Genomic DNA, 21,068 nt, shown 5'->3' on the forward strand with positions numbered 1-21,068 from the left:
ACGCACCGGGGTACGTTCCTGCTCCGTCGGGCAGCGCCCGTGGTGTTGCATCGGGATCGTGACACGTCTTCGCCGTTCCTCGACCAAGGGTCGTGGCTACCACCGGGTCCGGAGTGGCACGGGCTTCTCCTACAAGGACCCCCACGGCACGACCGTGACCGATCCGGAAGTGCGGAAGCGCCTCGAGGACCTCGTGATCCCGCCGGCCTGGGACGACGTCTGGATCTCCCCGTACGAGAACGGGCACATCCTGGCGACCGGGATCGACGGTGCCGGGCGTCGCCAGTACATGTACCACCCGTCCTGGCGCGACCGGATGGACAAGATCAAGTACGACCGGGCACTCGCGCTGGCCGAGTCCCTGCCGACCGCCCGGCGGATGGTGACCCAGGACCTCCGCCGTCCGGAGCCCGACCGTCGTCGCGCCCTGGCCGCTGCCTTCCGGATGCTCGACCAGGGTTCGCTCCGCGTCGGGTCCGAGCGCTACGCCACCGAGCACGGCAGCCACGGGCTCTCCACGCTCCTCTGCACGCACGCGCACATCTCCGGGGACGACATCGAGCTCGAGTTCCCCGGCAAGAGCCACCAGGCGTGGTCGTCGACGATCCACGACGCCGACCTGGCGCGTGTCCTCGTCGGCATGAAGCGTCGGGGCCCGACCGCGCGTCTGCTGTCGTTCCGGGAGCGCCGCGGTGACGACTGGGAGCCGGTGACAGCGGAGGACATCAACGCCTACGTCAAGGAGCGTGCGGGGGAGGACTTCACCGCGAAGGACTTCCGGACGCTGCACGGCACGGTGGCGGCGGCGGTCGACCTGGCTGAGACGGGCGTGCTGTCGAGCCAGGCGAAGCGGAAGAAGGCGATCTCGCACGCCGTCAAGGCCGCCAGCGAGGTGCTGGGCAACACACCGACCGTCGCGAGACAGAGTTACATCGACCCCAGGCTGCTCGACGCGTACGAACACGGCGAGACGATCGACCCCGACCGACTGCACGCGGCCGAGTCCGAGGTCCGGGCGCTGCTCTACCGACAATGACGAGGTGGGATCGTGAACGGTCGTCGGCGGCGCCGGGATGACGTAGCGTTGGTGGTCGTGCCCGCTCACCCCACGAGGCACGGAAGGACCCATCAGTCGTGACCGACGAGTGCATCCACGGTTTCCCCATCGAACTCTGCGACATCTGCTCCCCACGGCAGCGTGATCCGGAAGACATCATCAAGACCCCGACGCCACGGCGGACCCGTGTGACCACGTCGCTGCGGTCGACCCCGTCGACGCCGGGTGGCAAGGTCCCCGAGCAGGTCCTGCCGGCGACCCGTGACTTCGGTGCGCTGCGCGCCCACCACGTCACCCACATCGACAACCTCGCGGGCATCGTCGCCGAGGGCGCCGTCCTGGCGTCCGACCAAGCGACGCCGGCGGTCGACGTCAGCTCCGCCGCCACCCGGGAGGCTCGTGGTGCGGCCACCGCCCCCGACGGTTCCAGCGTGGCCGGCCACGTGCCGTTCACCCTCTCGCCCGACGCCCGCCGGTGGGACGAGCTCCGCTCCGGCGCGGAGGAGGACCGCTGGTCGGATGCCGCTCGTCGGACGCGTGCGACCGAGTTCGTCGTCCTCGTGGTGCCGACGACCGCCTTCGGTGCGTCCGTGATCCTGGCGGACACCGACGCCGACGACCCGGACGTGCGCTTCGCGGTCGGCCCGGACGCGGCGACGAACCTCCTCCGCCGCACCGACATCACCGATCCGTCGATGCACGGCGTGGAGCTGCTGGCCGGGCCGCGCGTGCCGCTGTCGTCGGTCGCCCTGGTGGGTGTGCCGAACGACCGGGTCCGCCAGCAGGTGAAGGCCGTCTTCGCCGAGCAGGGTGGTCCCGCTCCCCGTGTGGCGGTCTTCCCGCCGTGGTTCGTCCCGCCGCTGCCCGAGGACTGATCCCCGGATGCCGAGAACGCCCCGGACCGCACGAGCGGACCGGGGCGTTCGGTGTTCTCCGTCCGGAGGTCAGGCGTTCCGGCGACTGCGGGCGTAGAGGACGATGCCGGCGACGACGGAGACGTTGAGCGACTCGACACGACTGTCGATCGGGACCGAGACGGTGTCGGCCGCGAGGTCCTGCAGCACGTCCGACGCGCCGGTCTTCTCAGCGCCGAGCAGCAGCGCCACGTCGCCCTCCAGCGCGCCGAGCGACTCGGGGGAGAGCGAGCCGTCCATGTCGACGTCGACGACCCGCAGGCCGGACTCGCCGAGCCAGCGGGCGACGCGCTCGCGGGTCTCGAGCAGCACCGGGACCGAGAACACGTGCCCACGGCTGGCGCGGACCACACGGCGGTCGGCGATGGTCGCCAGGTCGCTGTCGACGAGGACCACGCCGCGCGCACCGAGACCGACGGCGGTGCGGACGATGGCGCCGATGTTGCCGACGATCTTCACCCCGTCGAGGACCAGCACGTCGCCCGTGCCCTCCGCCAGCGCCGAGAAGCGCGCGGGTGCCGGGATGTTCGCGACGCCGAAGACCTTCGGGCGCTTCTCGCTCCGGAACACCTTCGTCAGCACCGCGGGTTCGACGAGCCGCACCGGCACCTGGAGTTCGGCGCACAGGGCGGCCAGGTCAGCGGGGAACTCGCGCGTGGACTCCCCGTAGACCTCGACGAACCGGACGCCGGCACGCAGGGCCTGCACGAGCGGCTCCTGGTCCTCGACGATCGCGGTCCGGACGGTGCCACGTGCGGGCTTGGCGAGGTCGCTGAGTCGCTGGACAGCCGGGTCGGAGGGGTCGGCGAGCACATCGAGTTCGGGCATCTCCGAAGGCTAACAGCGGTGCTGCGGAGCCTCGGTGGTGAGCCGGACCGGCGGGCGTGACCCGAGCCTCCAGACCGGCTCCGGACAGCCGTCGGGAGGCGGTCCGGGAGGCCCGTGGCGGGCTCCTCGACACGCCGCCCAGATCGCGACACGCCCGGGTTGCACGGATGCGGGGCCTATGGGAGACTTGTCCGGTTCCGAAGTTCCGCGGGTGCTCGCGCCCGTGGGGTCACTGCTCTGACAGTGCACAACCCCCTTGTCCAGCAGGGCTGGGTTGGGCCGCAGGCAGCAGAACACGTTCGACATCCGCCAGCACCTCGGTGCGCGGGTGGCGACATGCCCACGCGTGTGCCCCGGGTACTCGCGCGGTTGACAGGAGAACAGCGGTCATCCCCTGCGGTGGAGCCGGTGGTTCACGTAAACAGCCGGGCACGCGACAGCGGAGCCCCGGCGGCGTCAGGCGGCCTGAGGGTGCGCGGCGCAGAGAGGACAGGAAAACACATGGCGGGACAGAAGATCCGCATCCGGCTCAAGTCGTACGACCACGAGGTCATCGACACGTCGGCCCGGAAGATCGTCGACACGGTGACCCGTGCCGGTGCAACTGTGGTCGGCCCGGTGCCGCTCCCCACCGAGAAGAACGTGATCCCCGTGATCCGTTCCCCTCACAAGTACAAGGACTCGCGCGAGCACTTCGAGAAGCGCACGCACAAGCGGGTCATCGACATCGTCGACCCGACGCCGAAGGCCGTCGACTCGCTCATGCGTCTCGACCTCCCGGCCGACGTCAACATCGAGATCAAGCTGTAAGGGGGCTGGAACTCATGGCGAACTCAACCAAGACCGTCAAGGGCCTCCTCGGCAAGAAGCTCGGGATGACCCAGGTGTGGGACGAGAACAACAAGTTCATCCCCGTCACCGTGATCGAGGTCGGCCCGAACGTGGTCACCCAGATCCGCAACATCGAGCGCGACGGCTACGAGGCGATCCAGATCGCCGCGGGCCAGATCGACCCCCGCAAGGTGAACAAGCCGGCCGCTGGCCACTTCGAGGCCGCCGGTGTCACGCCGCGTCGCACCCTCACCGAGATCCGCACGAACGACTCCGCGGAGTACTCGCTCGGTCAGGAGCTGACCGTCGACACGTTCGAGGCCGGCCAGAAGGTCGACGTCGTCGGCACCAGCAAGGGCAAGGGCTTCGCCGGTGTCATGAAGCGTCACAACTTCGCCGGTGTCTCCGCCTCGCACGGTTCGCACCGCAACCACCGCAAGCCCGGTTCGATCGGCGCCTCCTCGACCCCGTCGCGTGTCTTCAAGGGCATGCGCATGGCCGGTCGTATGGGTGGCGACCGCGTGACCGTCCTCAACCTCACGGTCCACGCCGTCGACGCCGAGAAGGGTCTGCTGCTCGTCAAGGGCGCCGTCCCCGGTGCTCGTGGCCGTTCCGTCTTCGTCCGCACCGCCGTGAAGGGTAAGTGATCATGGCCACCACGACCGCAACCACGATCGACGTCCTCGACGCCTCGGGCGTGAAGTCCGGCTCCGTCGAGCTCCCCGCAGCGATCTTCGACGTCGAGACCAACGTCCCGCTCATCCACCAGGTCGTCACCGCGCAGCTCGCCGCCGCGCGTCAGGGCACCCACAAGACCAAGAACCGTGGCGAAGTCCGCGGCTCGGGTCGCAAGCCGTTCAAGCAGAAGGGCACCGGCCGCGCCCGTCAGGGTTCGGTCCGCGCTCCGGAGCACACCGGTGGTGGCGTCGTCCACGGACCGACCCCGCGTGACTACTCGCAGCGCACCCCGAAGAAGATGATCGCCGCAGCTCTGCTCGGCTCGCTCTCGGACCGCGCCCGCGGTGGCCGCATCTCCGCTGTGGAGGGCTTCGTCGAGGCAGAACTGCCGTCGACCAAGACCGCTCGCACGCTGCTCGAGAAGGTCGCACCCGTCAAGCACGTGCTCATCGTGCTCGAGTCGGGCGACGAGCTGACGCTCAAGAGCGTCCGCAACCTGCCGAACGTCCACGCGCTCTCGTACGGCCAGCTGAACGCCTACGACGTCCTCCGTGCGGACGCCGTCGTCTTCAGCAAGAGCGCCCTCGACGCCTTCATCGCGTCGAAGACCGCGAAGGAGATCACCGCATGAGCGGCTTCAACAAGGACCCGCGCGACATCATCATCTCGCCGGTCGTGTCGGAGAAGAGCTACGGCCTCATCGACCAGGGCAAGTACACGTTCCTCGTGGACCCCCGTGCGAACAAGACCGAGATCAAGCTCGCGATCGAGAAGATCTTCGACGTCAAGGTCGCCGGCATCAACACGCTGAACCGTCCGGGCAAGACCCGCCGGACCAAGTTCGGGATCGGCAAGCGCAAGGACACCAAGCGCGCCATCGTGACGCTCAAGTCCGGTTCGATCGACATCTTCACGGCTGTCGGCTGAGGACCAGAGGGATAAATCATGGCTATTCGTAACTACAAGCCCACGACCCCCGGTCGTCGCGGCTCCTCGGTCTCCGACTTCGCCGAGATCACTCGTTCCACCCCGGAGAAGTCCCTGCTCCGTCCGCTGCCGAAGACCGGTGGCCGGAACAGCTCGGGCCGCATCACGACCCGTCACATCGGTGGTGGCCACAAGCGCCAGTACCGCGTGATCGACTTCCGTCGTGCGGACAAGGACGGCGTCGACGCCAAGGTCGCTCACATCGAGTACGACCCGAACCGCACGGCGCGCATCGCGCTCCTGCACTTCGTGGACGGCACCAAGCGCTACATCATCGCGCCGAACAAGCTCAAGCAGGGCGACGTCGTCGAGACGGGCCCCGGCGCTGACATCAAGCCCGGCAACAACCTGCCGCTGCGCAACATCCCGGTCGGTACGGTCGTGCACGCGATCGAGCTCCGCCCCGGTGGCGGCGCCAAGCTCGCCCGCTCCGCCGGCGCCTCGGTGCGTCTCGTCGCCAAGGACGGCCCCTACGCGCAGCTCCGTCTGCCGTCGGGTGAAGTCCGCAACGTCGACGCCCGCTGCCGCGCCACGATCGGCGAGGTCGGCAACGCCGAGCAGTCGAACATCAACTGGGGCAAGGCCGGCCGCATGCGCTGGAAGGGCGTCCGCCCGACGGTGCGTGGTGTCGCGATGAACCCGGTCGACCACCCGCACGGTGGTGGTGAAGGCAAGACCTCCGGTGGCCGTCACCCGGTCAGCCCCTGGGGCCAGGCCGAGGGTCGTACGCGCAAGCCGAACAAGCCGAGCGACAAGCTCATCGTCCGTCGCCGTAACGCCGGCAAGAAGCGCAAGTAGGAGTTCCGAAGATGCCACGCAGTCTGAAGAAGGGCCCCTTCGTCGACGAGCACCTGCTCCGCAAGGTCGTCACGCAGAACGAGGCCAACACCAAGAACGTGATCCGCACGTGGTCGCGACGGTCGATGATCGTCCCGAACATGCTCGGTCACACCATCGCCGTGCACGACGGCCGGAAGCACATCCCGGTCTTCGTCACCGAGTCGATGGTCGGTCACAAGCTCGGCGAGTTCGCGCCGACCCGCACCTTCCGCGGCCACGTGAAGGACGACAAGAAGGGCCGTCGCCGCTAACGCGGCGACGCAGAGGAGGAACGAAATGGTGGAGTCGATCGCACGCGTGCGACACATCCGCGTCACGCCTCAGAAGGCCCGTCGCGTCATCCAGCTGATCCGCGGCAAGCAGGCCCACGAGGCGCTCGCCATCCTGAAGTTCGCCCCCCAGGGCGCTTCCGAGCCCGTGTACAAGCTGGTCGCCTCGGCGATCGCGAACGCACGGGTCAAGGCGGACTCGACGAACAGCTTCCTCGACGAGCGCGACCTCTACGTGAGCAGCGTCTTCGTCGACGAGGGCACGACCCTGAAGCGGTTCCAGCCGCGCGCCCAGGGCCGCGCCTTCCGCATCAACAAGCGCACGAGCCACATCACGGTCGTCCTCGCGACGCCGGATGAGGCCGAGGCCGCCGCGACGAGCAAGAAGGCGAGCAAGTAATGGGCCAGAAGGTCAACCCGTACGGCTTCCGTCTCGGGATCACGACGGACCACATCTCCCACTGGTTCGCCGACAGCACGAAGAAGGGTCAGCGTTACGCCGACTTCGTGGCCGAGGACGTCAAGATCCGTCAGTTCCTGACGAAGAGCCTCGACCGCGCGGGCGTTGCCCGCATCGAGCTGGAGCGCACCCGTGACCGCGTCCGCGTGGACATCCACACGGCGCGCCCGGGCATCGTCATCGGTCGCCGCGGCGCCGAGGCGGAGCGCATCCGGAGCGAGCTCGAGAAGCTCACCAAGAAGCAGATCCAGCTCAACATCCTCGAGGTCAAGAACCCCGAGACCGAGGCCCAGCTCGTCGCGCAGGGCATCGCCGAGCAGCTCTCCGCTCGTGTCGCGTTCCGTCGCGCCATGCGCAAGGGCCTGCAGGGTGCACAGCGCGCCGGCGCCAAGGGTGTCCGCATCCAGGTGTCGGGCCGCCTCGGTGGCGCCGAGATGTCCCGCTCGGAGTTCTACCGCGAGGGCCGCGTGCCCCTGCACACCCTCCGCGCGAACATCGACTACGGCTTCTACGAGGCTCGCACCACCTTCGGTCGCATCGGCGTGAAGGTCTGGATCTACAAGGGCGACATCACGAACAAGGAGCTCGCTCGCGAGCAGGCGAACCAGCGTTCGTCGCGCCCGGAGCGTCGTGGCGGCGGCAACGACCGTCGTGGCGGCGGCCCCCGTGGCGACCGCAACGAGCGCGGTGGCGACCGTCGCGAGCAGCAGGCCCCGCAGGACGCGCCGGCCGGCGCAGGAGTTGAGGCGTAACCATGCTTATCCCCCGTCGAGTCAAGCACCGCAAGCAGCACCACCCGAAGCGTTCGGGCCAGGCGACCGGTGGCACGAAGGTCTCCTTCGGTGAGTACGGAATCCAGGCGCTCACCCCGGCCTACGTGACCAACCGTCAGATCGAGTCCGCTCGTATCGCCATGACGCGTCACATCAAGCGTGGCGGCAAGGTGTGGATCAACATCTACCCGGACCGCCCGCTGACCAAGAAGCCGGCTGAGACCCGAATGGGTTCCGGTAAGGGTTCGCCCGAGTGGTGGGTCGCCAACGTCAAGCCGGGTCGCGTGCTCTTCGAGCTCGCCGGTGTGAGCGACGAAGTCGCTCGCGAGGCACTGACCCGTGCAATTCACAAGCTGCCCCTCAAGGCACGCATCATCAAGCGCGAGGAGGGCGACGCATAATGGCGATCGGTTCCAAGGAGCTCCGTCCGACGGAGCTCGACACGTTCGAGAACGAGCGTCTCGCTGACGAGCTGAAGAAGGCCAAGGAGGAGCTGTTCAACCTCCGCTTCCAGTCGGCCACCGGCCAGCTGGAGAGCCACGGCCGTCTCCGTGCCGTCAAGCGCGACATCGCGCGCATCTACACCGTGCTCCGTGAGCGCGAGCTCGGCATCCGTGCCACGCCCGCGCCCGTCGAGACCGCCCCGAAGGCCAAGAAGTCGTCGAAGAAGGCCGAGAAGCCGGCTGAGTCGACCGAGGCCGCGACCGCCGAGGAGAACTGATGGCCACCGAAGAGAAGGACTCCGCCGCCGTCACCCGCGGCTACCGCAAGACCCGTCGTGGCTACGTCACGAGCGACAAGATGGACAAGACGATCGTCGTCGAGGTCGAGGACCGCGTGAAGCACCCCCTCTACGGCAAGGTCATCCGTCGCACGTCGAAGGTCAAGGCCCACGACGAGCAGGGTTCCGCCGGTGTCGGCGACCTGGTCGTCATCAGCGAGACCCGTCCCCTCAGCGCCACGAAGCGCTGGCGCCTGGTCGAGATCCTCGAGAAGGCCAAGTAGGCCTCGGCCCGCTTCGGAACAGGAGACAACAGTGATTCAGCAGGAATCCCGCCTGAAGGTGGCTGACAACACGGGCGCCAAGGAGATCCTCACCATCCGTGTTCTCGGCGGCTCGGGTCGTCGCTACGCCGGCCTCGGTGACGTCATCGTCGCCACGGTGAAGGACGCCATCCCCGGCGGCAACGTGAAGAAGGGTGACGTCGTCAAGGCGGTCATCGTTCGCACCAAGAAGGAGACCCGTCGTGCCGACGGCTCCTACATCAAGTTCGACGAGAACGCGGCAGTGATCCTCAAGGCTGACGGCGACCCGCGCGGAACCCGTATCTTCGGGCCGATCGGTCGCGAGCTCCGTGACAAGAAGTTCATGAAGATCATCTCGCTCGCGCCGGAGGTGCTGTAAGCCATGGCGAACATCAAGAAGGGTGACCTGGTCCAGGTCATCACCGGTGCCACGCAGGAGCGTGGCGGCGACCGCGGCAAGCAGGGCAAGGTCATCGAGGTCCGCGGCGACCGTCTGGTCGTCGAGGGCATCAACTTCGTGACCAAGCACGTCCGCGTCGGTCAGACCCAGCGCGGCTCGAAGACCGGTGGCATCGAGCAGCACGAAGCTCCGATCCACGTGTCGAACGTCGCGATCGTCGACCCGAAGACCAAGAAGCCGACCCGCGTCGGCTTCCGCAACGAAGAGGTGGAGAAGGACGGCGTCACCAAGACCGTCCGCGTCCGCTACGCCAAGAAGTCTGGTGAGAAGCTCTGATGACCGACACGACTGCCGCGACTGCTGAGAAAGTTCAGCCGCGCCTGAAGCAGAAGTACCGCAACGAGATCAAGGCGGCCCTGACCGAGCAGTTCGGTTACGGGAACGTCAACCAGGTCCCCGGCCTGGTCAAGGTCGTCGTCAACACCGGTGTCGGTGAGGCCGCTCGCGACTCGAAGATCATCGAAGGTGCCATCAAGGACCTCACGGCGATCACGGGTCAGAAGCCGCAGGTCACGCTGGCCCGCAAGTCCATCGCGCAGTTCAAGCTGCGTGAGGGCCAGGCCATCGGCGCACACGTCACCCTCCGTGGTGACCGTGCGTGGGAGTTCCTGGACCGCCTGCTGTCGCTGGCGCTCCCGCGCATCCGCGACTTCCGTGGTCTGAGCGACCGCCAGTTCGACGGCAACGGCAACTACACCTTCGGTCTCTCGGAGCAGAGCGTGTTCCACGAGATCGACCAGGACCGCATCGACCGCGTGCGTGGCTTCGACATCACTGTCGTGACCACCGCGAAGACGGACGACGAAGGCCGCGCGCTGCTCCGTCAGCTCGGCTTCCCGTTCCGTTCGGGCGAGCAGACGGTCTAAGCTACTCCGGGCGGTGCGGGCCGGAGGAGTTCATCTCCTCCGGCCCGCACGCACGAAGTCACACCGATCCCGGGGAACCGCCCTGGGATCACATCGATCGTCGAGGTCGGCACTCGTGGAACGGGTGATCGAAACCGGACGAAGAACGGATACGCATCATGACGATGACTGATCCGGTCGCAGACATGCTGACCAGATTGCGGAACGCGAACTCGGCGCACCACGACGCCGTCTCGCTTCCGAGCTCCAAGCTCAAGCAGACCATCGCTGACATCCTCAAGCGTGAGGGTTTCATCAGCGAGTGGAAGGTCGAGGACGCCCGCGTCGGGCAGACCCTGACCATCGAACTCAAGTACGGCCCCGATCGCGAGCGTTCGATCGTCGGCATCAAGCGCGTCTCGAAGCCGGGCCTCCGTGTCTACGCGAAGTCGACCGAGCTGCCCCGTGTCCTCGGTGGCCTCGGCGTGGCGATCCTGTCGACCTCCTCGGGGCTCCTGACCGACCGCGAAGCCGAGCAGAAGGGCGTGGGTGGGGAAGTCCTCGCCTACGTTTGGTGATCGATCATGTCTCGTATCGGACGTCTCCCCATCGACATCCCGGCCGGAGCGACCGTCTCGGTCGACGGCCAGAACGTCGCCGTCAAGGGCCCGAAGGGCGAGCTCACGCTCGTCATCGCTGAGCCCATCCAGGCCACCGTCGAGGACAACCAGGTCCTCGTCAGCCGCCCGGACGACGAGCGTTCCTCCCGCGCGCTGCACGGCCTCACCCGGTCGCTCATCGCGAACCAGATCATCGGCGTCACCCAGGGCTACTCCAAGGGCCTCGAGGTCGTCGGGACCGGTTACCGCGTCGCCGCCAAGGGCAGCGACCTCGAATTCGCGCTCGGGTACTCCCACCCGATCACGGTCAACCCGCCGGCAGGCATCAGCTTCGCCGTCGAGGGCAACAACAAGGTCACCGTGAACGGCATCGACAAGCAGCTCGTCGGTGAGGTCGCGGCCAACATCCGCAAGCTGCGCAAGCCCGAGCCCTACAAGGGCAAGGGTGTCCGCTACGCCGGCGAGATCGTGCGCCGCAAGGCCGGAAAGTCAGGTAAGTGATCATGGCCATCGGAACTCGTACTCGAGGCAAGAGCAAGGCGGCAGCCAAGGCCCGCCGCCACAACCGTCTCCGGAAGAAGATCACCGGGACCGAGACCCGTCCCCGCCTCGCCGTCACCCGGTCGTCACGTCACGTGTTCGTCCAGGTCATCGACGACGCGAAGGGTCACACCCTCGCCAGCGCATCGACGATGGAGGCCGACCTCCGCTCGTTCGACGGCGACAAGACCGCCAAGGCCCGTCGTGTCGGCGAGCTCGTCGCCGAGCGTGCGAAGTCGGCTGGCGTCGAGGCCGTGGTCTTCGACCGCGGTGGTAGCAAGTACGCCGGTCGCGTCGCCGCGATCGCCGACGGTGCCCGTGAAGGAGGGCTGAACCTGTGAGCGACATCGCGAACACCAACGACGACGCCGAGGTCAAGGCCGAGGCCACGACCGACGCCGAGGTCGACACGACCGCTGCGGCGCCGACCGAGGCGGACACCGCCACGGAGAGCACCGACGCTGCCGAGACGACTGACGCAGACGCCAAGGCCCCCGCGGCCAAGGAGCCTGAGGTCCCCGTCGTCGAGCGTCCCGTCGAGACCGCGGCGGGTTCGGCTTCGAACAACCGCGACTCCGTCGACAACCGTGGCCGCCGTGGTGGCGGCAGCGGTGGCGGCCGTGACCGCCAGCAGGGTGGCCGCGGCGGCAACGACCGGAGCGGGCGAGGTGGCGACAGCCAGTTCCTCGAGCGCGTCGTCACCATCAACCGCGTCTCCAAGGTCGTCAAGGGTGGTCGTCGCTTCAGCTTCACGGCTCTCGTCGTCGTCGGTGACGGCAACGGTCTGGTGGGCGTCGGCTACGGCAAGGCCCGCGAGGTCCCGACCGCCATCTCGAAGGGCGTCGAAGAGGCCAAGAAGAACTTCTTCCGCGTCCCCCGCGTCGGCAACACGATCCCGCACCCGGTGCAGGGTGAAGCCGCCGCTGGCGTCGTCCTCCTTCGTCCGGCCGCTGCCGGTACCGGTGTCATCGCCGGTGGTCCGGTCCGCGCCGTGCTCGAGTGCGCCGGCATCCACGACGTCCTGAGCAAGTCGCTCGGCTCGTCGAACACCATCAACATCGTGCACGCCACGGTCGAGGCCCTCAAGCAGCTCGAGGAGCCCCGCGCCGTCGCAGCACGTCGTGGCCTCCCCGTCGACCACGTCGTGCCGGCTCGCCTGCTGAAGGCCGAAGCAGCTGCGCGTACCGCCGCGAACGAGAAGGCAGGTGCCTGATGGCCATGCTGAAGATCACGCAGACGAAGTCCGTCATCAGCGAGAAGCAGTACCAGCGCGACACGCTCCGCAGCCTGGGTCTCAAGCGCATCGGCCGTACGGTCCTGCGTGAGGACAACGCCCAGAACCGCGGGTACGTCGCAACGGTGGCGCACCTCGTGAAGGTCGAGGAGGTCGACGCATGAGCGACGAGAAGAACGAGCGCGTCCAGATCCTGAAGGTGCACCACCTTCGTCCGGCCGCTGGCTCGAAGAAGGACCGCACCCGTGTTGGTCGCGGTGAGGGCTCGAAGGGCAAGACCGCCGGCCGTGGTACCAAGGGCCAGAAGGCTCGTTACCAGGTCAAGGTCGGCTTCGAGGGTGGGCAGATGCCGCTGCACATGCGCACCCCGAAGCTCCGCGGGTTCAAGAACCCGTTCCGTGTCGAGTACCAGCCCGTGAACCTGGACAAGATCGCGGAGCTCTACCCGAACGGTGGCGACGTCACCGTCGCGGACCTGGTCGCCAAGGGCGCCGTCCGCAAGAACGAGAAGGTCAAGGTTCTCGGTCAGGGTGACATCAGCGTGAAGCTCACGGTCACGGTCGACAAGGTCTCGGCATCCGCCGAGGAGAAGATCGTGGCGGCGGGCGGCACCGTCACCAAGTAGTCCCCCGTCGGCGGCCCGCGCATTGCGCGCGGGCCGCCGTTACGGTTTCCTTGATGGCAGGCCCGACAAGACGGCGTCGTTCGACGTGCGTCAACGGGCCACGGGGTCGGCGCTTCCGGCCACGGGCACCTCGCCCGGCTCGACCGGCCAGACCGGTCACAGAAGTTCGGAGTAACTCGTGTTCAGAGCGGTCGCGCGCATCATGCGCACCCCAGATCTTCGCAAGAAGATCGGCTTCACCCTGGCGATCATCGCGCTGTTCCGCCTGGGCTCGTACATCCCCGCACCGTTCGTCGACTACGCCAGCGTCCAGGCCTGCCTGGCGTCCGCGTCGTCGTCCGGCGGCCTCTACGACCTGATCAACCTGTTCTCCGGCGGGGCACTGCTGAAGCTCTCGGTCTTCGCGCTCGGGATCATGCCGTACATCACGTCGTCGATCATCGTGCAGCTGCTGCGCGTGGTCATCCCGCACTTCGACTCCCTCTACAAGGAGGGCCAGTCCGGTCAGGCCAAGCTGACGCAGTACACGCGCTACCTCACCATCGCGCTGGGCGTGCTGCAGTCCACCACCCTGATCACCGTCGCCCGCTCGGGCGCGCTGTTCGGCACGAGCGCCTCGGCGTCCTGCACGTCGATCATCTCGAACGACAGCTGGTACGCGATCCTGCTGATGGTCATCACCCTGACCGCCGGTACCGGCCTCATCATGTGGATGGGCGAGCTCGTCACCGAGCGCGGCATCGGCAACGGCATGTCGCTCCTCATCTTCACCTCGATCGCCGCGCAGTTCCCCTCCGCGCTCTGGGCCATCGAGCAGTCGCAGTCCTTCGAGCTCTTCCTCTTCGTGATCCTGGTCGGACTGGTGATCATGATGGCCGTCGTGTTCGTCGAGCAGTCGCAACGACGGATCCCGGTGCAGTACGCCAAGCGCATGGTCGGGCGGCGGACCTACGGCGGCAACAACACCTACATCCCGATCAAGGTGAACATGGCCGGCGTCGTGCCCGTCATCTTCGCGTCGTCGCTGCTCTACCTGCCGGCGCTGATCGCCCAGTTCAACCAGCCCTCGGACGGTTCTGCGCCGGCCCCGTGGGTGACCTGGATCCAGAGCAACCTGACCTCGGGTGACAACTGGTTCTACATGGTCCTGTACTTCCTGCTCATCGTCGGTTTCACGTACTTCTACGTCGCGATCACCTTCAACCCCGAAGAGGTCGCCGACAACATGAAGAAGTACGGCGGGTTCATCCCGGGCATCCGTGCCGGACGCCCGACCGCTGAGTACCTCGACTACGTCCTGACCCGGGTCACGCTGCCCGGTGCGCTGTACCTCGGTCTCATCGCCCTCATCCCGCTCGCAGCACTGGCGCTGTTCGGCGCGAACCAGAACTTCCCGTTCGGCGGTGCCAGCATCCTGATCATCGTGGGTGTCGGTCTCGAGACGGTGAAGCAGATCGACTCGCAGCTGCAGCAGCGTCACTACGAAGGGCTTCTCCGTTGAGCGCACGTCTCATCATCGTCGGACCTCCCGGAGCCGGGAAGGGCACGCAGGCCGGCCGGATCGCCACTTCGTTCGGCGTGCCGGCGATCTCGACCGGGGACATCTTCCGGAAGAACGTCTCGGAGGGCACGCCCCTCGGACAGCGGGCCAAGGCGATCATGGACGCGGGGGAGTACGTCCCCGACGACCTGACGAACGAACTGGTGCGCGACCGCCTGGCCGAGCCGGACGCCGCACAGGGCTTCCTGCTCGACGGCTATCCGCGGACGCCCGCTCAGGTGGAGTACCTGGACGGGCTGCTCGCTGAGCACGGCACCGGGATCGACGCCGTCGTGCAGTTGGTTGCTGACCAGGACGCCCTGGTCGGTCGGCTCATGAACCGTGCGAGCGAACAGGGTCGCGCGGACGACAACGAGCAGACCATCCGTCGGCGCCAGCAGGTGTACCAGGAGCAGACCGCCCCGCTCGTCGCCGTGTACCAGCAGCGTGGACTGGTCGTGGACGTCGACGGCCTCGGCGGCGTCGACGAGGTCGGTGACCGGATCGCTGCGGCACTGTCCGCCCGCGGTCTCGCCGCCTCGGTCTGACCAGGCAGTCCGTGTCACGCTTCCGGAAGCCCTCGATCTACAAGACCCCCGAGGAGCTCCGCGCCATGGTGCGGCCCGGGCTCCTCACCGCACAGGCGCTCGACGCCGTGCGTGCCGCGATCCGGCCGGGCATCACCACGGGTGAGCTCGACGCGATCGCCGAGCAGACGATCCGCGACGGCGGCGGTGTGCCGAACTTCCAGTTGGTGCCCGGCTACCGCCACACCCTGTGCGTGTCGGTGAACGACGAGATCGTGCACGGCATCCCGGGTGACCGCGTGCTCGAACCCGGCGACATCGTCTCGGTCGACGCCGGTGCCGAGGTTGACGGATGGAACGGCGACAGCGCTTTCAGCACCGTCGTACCCGGCGGCGACGCGGACACGACGGCGGCCCGCCAGAAGCTGTGCGACACCACGGAGCGGTCGCTCTGGCACGGGGTCGCCGCGCTGGCGCACGCGAAGAACCTGCACGAGGTCGGTGCGGCGGTCGAGGACGCCATCGACGAGACCGGCGAGTGGGGCATCGTCGAGGACTTCACCGGTCACGGCATCGGTCGTTCGATGCACGAGGAACCGCCGGTCTTCAACTACCGCGTCCGCGGCGCGGGTCCCGCCGTCAAGCCCGGCCTGGCCGTCGCGATCGAGCCGATGGTGACCGCCGGCACGATCGACAGCTCGACGGACGCCGACGAGTGGACGGTGCGTACGCTCGACGGGTCCGACGCCGCGCACTGGGAGCACAGCGTCGCGGTGCACGCGGGCGGCATCTGGGTCCTGACGGCCGCTGACGGCGGTGCAGCGGCGCTCGAGCCGCTGGGCGTGACCCCGGTCCCCGTCCCTTAGCGCTCCGAGCGGAGCAGGCCGGGCCGAGCGTTCCGGTCGGTGCCGTCCGGCCTGTCCGCTCCGGAGAGCGCGCCCCGGCGAGCCTGCGTCGGCGAGCCCGCTTCGGCGAGCACGCATCGACGAGTCTGCGCCGGCGAGCATGCGTGGACGGGCGCGCGGCCGGTGCCAGCGCACCACCCGCATGACGGGAGGCCCGTCGCCAGCCGGCAACGGGCCTCCCGTCATGTCGTGGCCCGGCCACGTCGTCGCCGCGAGACGACGGTCAGTTCCCCACCGAGCAGGTCTGTTCGGCTGCGCTCTGCCCGGTGATCGACGACGGCAGCGGCGTCGAGGACGGGCTGCTCGTCGTCGTGGTCTCCGGAGCCGGTGTGCTGGACTCGGAGGTCGCCGCGGAGGAGGAGCCCGCCGGGGTCGACGGAGCGGACGTCGGCGACGGACTCGCGGTGCCGGACGACTCCCGGGAGGCACGGCCCGTCGAGGAATCGCTCAGCGACGTCCGCTCGTCCGTCTGCAGGGCCACGTTGAGGGCATGGGCGTTCGTCTCGTCCACGACCACCCGGGCCGGGTCCGCGGGGTCGTCGACGACCGGGTACTGCACGAAGAGCATGCTCGACGTGCTCATGCCGCGCAGGGTGGAGGCGAGTCCGACGAGGGTCCGGGTCTGGGCGAGGCCGTCCGACAGGGTCATGTTCGACAGCGCGGCACCGGCCAGTTTGTAGAGCGTGAGCGGGTTCGAGAGCGTGCCGTTCGACGTCACCTGACGGAGGAGTGCCGACAGGAACACCTGTTGCGAGCTGATCCGGGCCAGGTCGCTGCCGTCACCGACGCCGTGCCGGGACCGCAGGAAGGCGAGTGCGTCCGTGCCCTGCAGCGAGTGCGCGCCGGCGCTGAGGTGCAGCCCGGTGAAGGAGTCGTCGATCCGGGACGCCACGCAGACGTCGACCCCGCCGAGGGCGTTCGACATCTCGATGACGCCGTCGAAGGTGATGAGTCCGGCGTAGGGGACGGTCAGGCCGGTGAGGTTCTCGACGGTGTCGACGACGCACGAGACGCCGCCGTTGCCGAGCGCGGTGTTGAACTGCGCGGATGCCGCTGCGGGGTAGGTGGTGCCGGTCTCCGGGTTGGTGCAGGCCGGGATCGGGACCATGAGGTCACGGGGGAAGCTGACGGCGGTGAGCTGCTGGTGGTCCTCGGAGACGTGCACGAGCATCGTGACGTCGTTGCGGGCACCCTCGACGTCCTCGTCGGAATCGAACTGTCCGACGCGGGTGTCACTGCCGATGAGCAGGATGTTCGCGCCGCCCTTGATGGCGGTGATGTCGGCGGTCTTCGCGGTGCTCTGGTCGTCGGTGCTCAGCGGCACGGTCCTGGTCGAGGTGGCGAGCTGCGCGGCGGCGATCGTGGCGACGCTGGTGCCGCTGACCAGGACCACCGCAGCCGCTGCGGCGACGACGGTGAGGAGGGTCGTCCACCCGCGTCGGCGGGGGAGTCGACCGTGGCGCGCGACGGGGCGCGGGCGGCCGGGGGCGTCGGGCACGGGTGTCCTCCTTCGATCAGGGCTCCGGTCACCGTACGGCTCCGGGCTCCGTGTCGACGACGGAGAAGGCATGAGGTCGCTGTGGAACGGCGTCCCTGCGCACCGCGGAGCGCGCTCCGTCCCCTGCACTGGGGTGCTCCTCGGGCTCTGGACGGGCCCCCGACTCGCGGAAGGTCGAACCAGCACTTGGCAATCCGCCGTCTACCACATAAGATCGATCTTTGGTGTGCCATGCCTTCTGGCGTGGCGCCCGAACCCGCAGACCGGCTCGGGGATCACACCGGTAATCCAACCAAGCGACAGTGAGGCTATGGCCAAGAAAGACGGCGTCATCGAGATCGAAGGCTCGGTGCTCGAAGCTCTGCCCAACGCGATGTTTCGCGTTGAGCTGACCAACGGACACAAGGTCCTCGCGCACATCTCCGGGAAGATGCGCCAGCACTACATCCGCATCCTCCCCGAGGACCGCGTGATCGTGGAGCTGAGCCCGTACGACCTGACCCGCGGCCGGATCGTCTACCGCTACAAGTGATCCGCGAGCTGGAAAGGAACGGCAAGGCGAACCCGCCGAGCACGAAGCCAGCGAGCACGAGGAACGAACAATGAAGGTCAACCCCAGCGTCAAGGTCATCTGCGAGCACTGCCGCGTCATCCGCCGCAAGGGCCGCGTCATGGTGATCTGCAAGAGCAACCCGCGTCACAAGCAGCGCCAGGGCTAGTCCCTGACGGACCAGCGAGAGCTGCTCCGGGACGGACTCCGGTCCGGCTGGACGACCGGGGCCGCCAGTCGCGAGACTGCCAGCGGCTCGAGCACGACCCACAACTGAACATCGACAACGCAGTGTCAGATCCCGTCCGCATCAGCGGGTGGGGGACACCTCGGGTCGGAGGCCCGGGCACCGGCACTGCGCCACACCTCCATCGACAACAGGAGCAGCCAGCACAATGGCACGTCTAGCAGGCGTCGACATCCCGCGCGAGAAGCGCGTGGAGATCGCACTCACCTACATCTACGGGGTCGGCCGTACCCGCGCCGTCCAGACGCTCGCGGAGACCGGCATCTCCGGCGACATCCGCGTCAAGGACCTCACCGACGACCAGCTCGTCGCCCTCCGCGACTTCATCGAGGGCACCTTCAAGGTGGAGGGTGACCTCCGCCGTGAGGTCGCCGCCGACATCCGCCGCAAGGTCGAGATCGGTAGCTACGAGGGTCTCCGCCACCGTCGCGGTCTCCCGGTGCGCGGTCAGCGCACCAAGACGAACGCTCGTACCCGCAAGGGTCCGAAGCGCACCGTGGCAGGCAAGAAGAAGGCTCGATAGGAGATCACGATGGCTACCCCCAAGACCGCCGCGCGCAAGCCGCGCCGCAAGGAGAAGAAGAACGTCGCTGTGGGCCAGGCCCACATCAAGAGCACGTTCAACAACACCATCGTCAGCATCACCGACCCGTCGGGTGCCGTCCTCAGCTGGGCGTCCTCCGGGGCCGTCGGCTTCAAGGGCTCGCGCAAGTCGACGCCGTTCGCGGCGCAGCTCGCCGCCGAGTCGGCTGCTCGTCAGGCAGCGGAGCACGGCGTCAAGAAGGTCGACGTCTTCGTCAAGGGACCGGGTTCCGGTCGTGAGACGGCGATCCGTTCGCTCCAGGCCGCTGGCCTCGAGGTCGGTTCGATCAACGACGTGACGCCGCAGGCGCACAACGGGTGCCGCCCGCCGAAGCGCCGCCGCGTCTGACGCGAGGAGCAACAGGCCGTTCCCCGCTCGTTCCCTGACCGGGACGAGTGGGGGCGGCCATTCCTGGTCGTTCGATCGCGCACTCCTGTGCGCGTGATCACAACTGAAACAGACCCGTCGGGGCCCGGCCGGCCCCGTCGTACCGCCAAGTGTCATATAGCGGACACTTCGCCGAAAGGAATTCCACAGTGCTCATTGCACAGCGCCCCACCCTGAACGAGGAGTCCATCTCCGAATTCCGCTCGCGCTTCGTCATCGAACCGCTCGAGCCGGGCTTCGGGTACACCCTCGGCAACTCGCTGCGCCGCACGCTCCTCTCGTCCATCCCCGGTGCTGCAGTCACGAGCATCCGCATCGACGGTGTCCTCCACGAGTTCAGCACCGTTCCCGGTGTCAAGGAAGACGTCACCGAGATCATCCTGAACATCAAGAGCCTGGTCGTCTCCAGCGAGCACGACGAGCCGATCACCGCCTACCTGCGCAAGCAGGGTGCCGGTCAGGTCACCGCCGCGGACATCTCCGCGCCGGCCGGTGTCGAGATCCACAACCCGGACCTCGTCATCGCGACCCTGAACGACTCCGCCCGCTTCGAGCTGGAGCTGACGATCGAGCGTGGCCGCGGCTACGTCTCGGCGACCCAGAACCGCTCGGAGTTCAGCGAGGCCGGTCAGATCCCGATCGACTCGATCTACTCGCCCGTGCTCAAGGTCACCTACCGCGTCGAGGCGACGCGTGCCGGTGAGCGCACGGACTTCGACCGCCTGGTCGTCGACGTCGAGTCGAAGCCCGCGATCACGCCGCGCGACGCCATCGCGTCGGCCGGTCGTACGCTCGTCGAGCTGTTCGGGCTCGCCCGCGAGCTCAACACGGCAGCTGAAGGCATCGAGATCGGCCCCGCGCCGGTCGACGCCGTGCTGTCGAACGAGCTGCAGACGCCGATCGAGGACCTCGACCTGTCGGTCCGTAGCTACAACTGCCTGAAGCGCGAGGGCATCAACACGGTGTCCGAGCTCGTCGCCCTCTCGGAGACGCAGCTCATGAACATCCGCAACTTCGGCCAGAAGTCGGTGGACGAGGTCAAGGACAAGCTCACCGAGCTCGGCCTGTCCCTCAAGGACACCGTCCCCGGATTCGATGGTGCCCACTTCTACAGCGGGTACGACGAGGACGAGTCCAGCAACTGACCTCGCGCTGACGCGCACGCGCTCCTGACACGGGGCGCACCACCATCACCACTGGAGAACTGACATGCCGAAGCCCACCAAGGGCCCCCGCCTCGGTGGCGGTCCCGCCCACGAGCGCCTGCTCCTGAGCAACCTCGCCAACGCCCTGTTCACGCACGGCCGCATCACCACCACCGAGACGAAGGCCAAGCGCCTCCGCCCGGTCGCCGAGCGCCTCATCACGTTCGCGAAGCGTGGCGACCTGCACGCTCGTCGTCGTGTGATCGCAGCCCTGCGCGACAAGACCGTCGTGCACACGCTGTTCACGGAGATCGCGCCGCAGGTGGCCGACCGCCAGGGCGGTTACACCCGCATCACGAAGCTCGGCTTCCGCAAGGGCGACAACGCTCCCCTCGCCTCGATCGAGCTCGTCCTCGAGCCCGTCTCGAGCACGCCGGCTCCGGTCTCGCGCAAGGCTGCTCCGGCCGCCGCTGCGCCGGCCGCGACGGAGACCGACACCACGGAGGCCCCGGTCGACGAGACCGAGACCACCGAGGAGTCGACCCCGGTCGCCGAGGAGACCACGACCGACGCTGCTGCCGAGGTCGAGGCCGACGCCGCTGCCAAGTCGGACGACGCCGCGGACTCGTCCAAGTAGTCGCACCGCACCACCAGGAGGGCCCTCGCAGCGCAGGCTGCGGGGGCCCTCCTGCATGCCCA

General features: G+C 68.0%; 33 protein-coding genes. 31 read left to right on the forward strand and 2 right to left on the reverse strand.

Annotation, left to right across the window (positions count from 1 at the left end):
• The first annotated feature begins 58 nt into the window (after window positions 1-58).
• Together QL987_RS11180 and QL987_RS11185 are read left to right on the forward strand one after the other, a co-directional pair.
• Window positions 59-1,036: a DNA topoisomerase IB gene (locus QL987_RS11180; RefSeq protein WP_221849446.1), complete on the forward strand. Its 978-nt coding sequence runs from the start codon at window positions 59-61 to the stop codon at window positions 1,034-1,036.
• Window positions 1,037-1,134: 98 nt separating this feature from the next.
• The gene (locus QL987_RS11185; protein ID WP_111073939.1) at window positions 1,135-1,932 is read left to right on the forward strand and encodes a DarT ssDNA thymidine ADP-ribosyltransferase family protein; all 798 of its coding nucleotides are present in this window, start codon (window positions 1,135-1,137) and stop codon (window positions 1,930-1,932) included.
• A gap of 69 nt (window positions 1,933-2,001) precedes the next feature.
• Here QL987_RS11185 and QL987_RS11190 read toward each other — a convergent pair whose 3' ends face one another.
• Window positions 2,002-2,799 (reverse strand): TrmH family RNA methyltransferase, encoded by a 798-nt coding sequence (locus QL987_RS11190; protein ID WP_111073938.1) that lies wholly within the window; start codon window positions 2,797-2,799, stop codon window positions 2,002-2,004.
• A 501-nt stretch (window positions 2,800-3,300) separates the two neighbouring features.
• On the opposite strand from QL987_RS11190, the gene rpsJ reads away from it, so the two are divergent.
• The 23 genes from rpsJ (at window position 3,301) to map (ending at window position 15,920) form a co-directional block, all read left to right on the forward strand.
• A complete protein-coding gene (gene rpsJ / locus QL987_RS11195; RefSeq protein WP_110824248.1) occupies window positions 3,301-3,609 on the forward strand; it encodes a 30S ribosomal protein S10 in 309 nt (102 codons plus the stop codon).
• A 14-nt stretch (window positions 3,610-3,623) separates the two neighbouring features.
• Window positions 3,624-4,277 (forward strand): 50S ribosomal protein L3, encoded by a 654-nt coding sequence (gene rplC, locus QL987_RS11200; RefSeq protein WP_110903570.1) that lies wholly within the window; start codon window positions 3,624-3,626, stop codon window positions 4,275-4,277.
• 2 nt (window positions 4,278-4,279) lie between these two features.
• Entirely contained in the window at window positions 4,280-4,939 is a 660-nt protein-coding gene (gene rplD / locus QL987_RS11205; RefSeq protein WP_111043491.1) for a 50S ribosomal protein L4, read from the forward strand.
• Complete coding sequence (rplW, locus tag QL987_RS11210) at window positions 4,936-5,235, forward strand: 50S ribosomal protein L23 (RefSeq protein ID WP_110824245.1); 300 nt, start codon at window positions 4,936-4,938, stop codon at window positions 5,233-5,235. The genes rplD and rplW overlap by 4 nt, the downstream gene beginning before the upstream one ends.
• A gap of 18 nt (window positions 5,236-5,253) precedes the next feature.
• Entirely contained in the window at window positions 5,254-6,093 is an 840-nt protein-coding gene (gene rplB / locus QL987_RS11215) for a 50S ribosomal protein L2 (protein WP_111073937.1), read from the forward strand.
• Between the two features lie 11 nt (window positions 6,094-6,104).
• Window positions 6,105-6,386, forward strand: a complete 282-nt coding sequence (gene rpsS, locus QL987_RS11220; protein ID WP_017885529.1) for a 30S ribosomal protein S19 — start codon at window positions 6,105-6,107, stop codon at window positions 6,384-6,386.
• Window positions 6,387-6,411: 25 nt separating this feature from the next.
• Window positions 6,412-6,804: a 50S ribosomal protein L22 gene (gene rplV / locus QL987_RS11225; protein ID WP_110903567.1), complete on the forward strand. Its 393-nt coding sequence runs from the start codon at window positions 6,412-6,414 to the stop codon at window positions 6,802-6,804.
• A complete protein-coding gene (rpsC, locus tag QL987_RS11230) occupies window positions 6,804-7,616 on the forward strand; it encodes a 30S ribosomal protein S3 (protein WP_111073936.1) in 813 nt (270 codons plus the stop codon). The genes rplV and rpsC overlap by 1 nt, the downstream gene beginning before the upstream one ends.
• A gap of 2 nt (window positions 7,617-7,618) precedes the next feature.
• A complete protein-coding gene (rplP, locus tag QL987_RS11235) occupies window positions 7,619-8,038 on the forward strand; it encodes a 50S ribosomal protein L16 (protein ID WP_111073935.1) in 420 nt (139 codons plus the stop codon).
• Window positions 8,038-8,358 carry a 50S ribosomal protein L29 gene (gene rpmC / locus QL987_RS11240; RefSeq protein WP_110903564.1) on the forward strand — a complete coding sequence of 107 codons (321 nt, stop codon included), beginning with the start codon at window positions 8,038-8,040 and terminating at the stop codon, window positions 8,356-8,358. The genes rplP and rpmC overlap by 1 nt, the downstream gene beginning before the upstream one ends.
• Window positions 8,358-8,642 (forward strand): 30S ribosomal protein S17, encoded by a 285-nt coding sequence (rpsQ, locus tag QL987_RS11245; RefSeq protein WP_111073934.1) that lies wholly within the window; start codon window positions 8,358-8,360, stop codon window positions 8,640-8,642. Before rpmC ends, rpsQ begins: the two co-directional genes overlap by 1 nt.
• Before the next feature lie 31 nt (window positions 8,643-8,673).
• A complete protein-coding gene (gene rplN / locus QL987_RS11250) occupies window positions 8,674-9,042 on the forward strand; it encodes a 50S ribosomal protein L14 (RefSeq protein WP_110903562.1) in 369 nt (122 codons plus the stop codon).
• Between the two features lie 3 nt (window positions 9,043-9,045).
• Complete coding sequence (gene rplX, locus QL987_RS11255; protein ID WP_111073933.1) at window positions 9,046-9,399, forward strand: 50S ribosomal protein L24; 354 nt, start codon at window positions 9,046-9,048, stop codon at window positions 9,397-9,399.
• The gene (gene rplE, locus QL987_RS11260; protein ID WP_111073932.1) at window positions 9,399-9,989 is read left to right on the forward strand and encodes a 50S ribosomal protein L5; all 591 of its coding nucleotides are present in this window, start codon (window positions 9,399-9,401) and stop codon (window positions 9,987-9,989) included. Before rplX ends, rplE begins: the two co-directional genes overlap by 1 nt.
• A 158-nt stretch (window positions 9,990-10,147) precedes the next feature.
• Window positions 10,148-10,546, forward strand: coding sequence for a 30S ribosomal protein S8 (gene rpsH / locus QL987_RS11265; RefSeq protein ID WP_111073931.1), 399 nt, complete (start codon window positions 10,148-10,150; stop codon window positions 10,544-10,546).
• A 6-nt stretch (window positions 10,547-10,552) separates the two neighbouring features.
• Window positions 10,553-11,089 carry a 50S ribosomal protein L6 gene (gene rplF / locus QL987_RS11270; protein ID WP_111073930.1) on the forward strand — a complete coding sequence of 179 codons (537 nt, stop codon included), beginning with the start codon at window positions 10,553-10,555 and terminating at the stop codon, window positions 11,087-11,089.
• Window positions 11,090-11,091: 2 nt separating this feature from the next.
• Entirely contained in the window at window positions 11,092-11,469 is a 378-nt protein-coding gene (rplR, locus tag QL987_RS11275) for a 50S ribosomal protein L18 (protein ID WP_110824233.1), read from the forward strand.
• On the forward strand, window positions 11,466-12,341 hold the full coding sequence (rpsE, locus tag QL987_RS11280; protein WP_111073929.1) for a 30S ribosomal protein S5: 876 nt from the start codon (window positions 11,466-11,468) through the stop codon (window positions 12,339-12,341). The genes rplR and rpsE overlap by 4 nt, the downstream gene beginning before the upstream one ends.
• Window positions 12,341-12,526, forward strand: a complete 186-nt coding sequence (gene rpmD, locus QL987_RS11285) for a 50S ribosomal protein L30 (RefSeq protein WP_022906355.1) — start codon at window positions 12,341-12,343, stop codon at window positions 12,524-12,526. The genes rpsE and rpmD overlap by 1 nt, the downstream gene beginning before the upstream one ends.
• Window positions 12,523-12,987: a 50S ribosomal protein L15 gene (gene rplO, locus QL987_RS11290; protein WP_110903556.1), complete on the forward strand. Its 465-nt coding sequence runs from the start codon at window positions 12,523-12,525 to the stop codon at window positions 12,985-12,987. The genes rpmD and rplO overlap by 4 nt, the downstream gene beginning before the upstream one ends.
• Window positions 12,988-13,165: 178 nt before the next feature.
• The gene (secY, locus tag QL987_RS11295; RefSeq protein ID WP_110824231.1) at window positions 13,166-14,488 is read left to right on the forward strand and encodes a preprotein translocase subunit SecY; all 1,323 of its coding nucleotides are present in this window, start codon (window positions 13,166-13,168) and stop codon (window positions 14,486-14,488) included.
• Window positions 14,485-15,075, forward strand: coding sequence for an adenylate kinase (locus QL987_RS11300; protein WP_253465183.1), 591 nt, complete (start codon window positions 14,485-14,487; stop codon window positions 15,073-15,075). Before secY ends, QL987_RS11300 begins: the two co-directional genes overlap by 4 nt.
• An 11-nt stretch (window positions 15,076-15,086) precedes the next feature.
• Window positions 15,087-15,920 (forward strand): type I methionyl aminopeptidase, encoded by an 834-nt coding sequence (gene map / locus QL987_RS11305; RefSeq protein ID WP_290157745.1) that lies wholly within the window; start codon window positions 15,087-15,089, stop codon window positions 15,918-15,920.
• Between the two features lie 262 nt (window positions 15,921-16,182).
• Here the strand turns inward: map and QL987_RS11310 are convergent, their stop codons facing one another.
• Window positions 16,183-17,457 (reverse strand): LCP family protein, encoded by a 1,275-nt coding sequence (locus tag QL987_RS11310; RefSeq protein ID WP_290157746.1) that lies wholly within the window; start codon window positions 17,455-17,457, stop codon window positions 16,183-16,185.
• 310 nt (window positions 17,458-17,767) lie between these two features.
• Between QL987_RS11310 and infA the strand changes: the two genes are divergently transcribed.
• The 6 genes from infA to rplQ all read left to right on the forward strand — a co-directional run bounded on the left by infA (window position 17,768) and on the right by rplQ (window position 21,006).
• Window positions 17,768-17,989: a translation initiation factor IF-1 gene (gene infA / locus QL987_RS11315; RefSeq protein WP_017885509.1), complete on the forward strand. Its 222-nt coding sequence runs from the start codon at window positions 17,768-17,770 to the stop codon at window positions 17,987-17,989.
• A 70-nt stretch (window positions 17,990-18,059) separates the two neighbouring features.
• Window positions 18,060-18,176, forward strand: coding sequence for a 50S ribosomal protein L36 (gene rpmJ / locus QL987_RS11320; protein ID WP_111073925.1), 117 nt, complete (start codon window positions 18,060-18,062; stop codon window positions 18,174-18,176).
• Between the two features lie 226 nt (window positions 18,177-18,402).
• Window positions 18,403-18,777 (forward strand): 30S ribosomal protein S13, encoded by a 375-nt coding sequence (rpsM, locus tag QL987_RS11325; RefSeq protein WP_110903552.1) that lies wholly within the window; start codon window positions 18,403-18,405, stop codon window positions 18,775-18,777.
• Window positions 18,778-18,786: 9 nt separating this feature from the next.
• Window positions 18,787-19,185 (forward strand): 30S ribosomal protein S11, encoded by a 399-nt coding sequence (rpsK, locus tag QL987_RS11330; protein ID WP_110824227.1) that lies wholly within the window; start codon window positions 18,787-18,789, stop codon window positions 19,183-19,185.
• 188 nt (window positions 19,186-19,373) lie between these two features.
• Window positions 19,374-20,369 carry a DNA-directed RNA polymerase subunit alpha gene (locus tag QL987_RS11335; protein WP_110824226.1) on the forward strand — a complete coding sequence of 332 codons (996 nt, stop codon included), beginning with the start codon at window positions 19,374-19,376 and terminating at the stop codon, window positions 20,367-20,369.
• A 64-nt stretch (window positions 20,370-20,433) separates the two neighbouring features.
• Complete coding sequence (gene rplQ / locus QL987_RS11340; protein WP_111073924.1) at window positions 20,434-21,006, forward strand: 50S ribosomal protein L17; 573 nt, start codon at window positions 20,434-20,436, stop codon at window positions 21,004-21,006.
• Window positions 21,007-21,068 lie beyond the last annotated feature (62 nt).

Origin of the sequence: Curtobacterium sp. APC 4022 (genome assembly GCF_030407555.1) — a bacterium.
Classification (GTDB): domain Bacteria; phylum Actinomycetota; class Actinomycetes; order Actinomycetales; family Microbacteriaceae; genus Curtobacterium.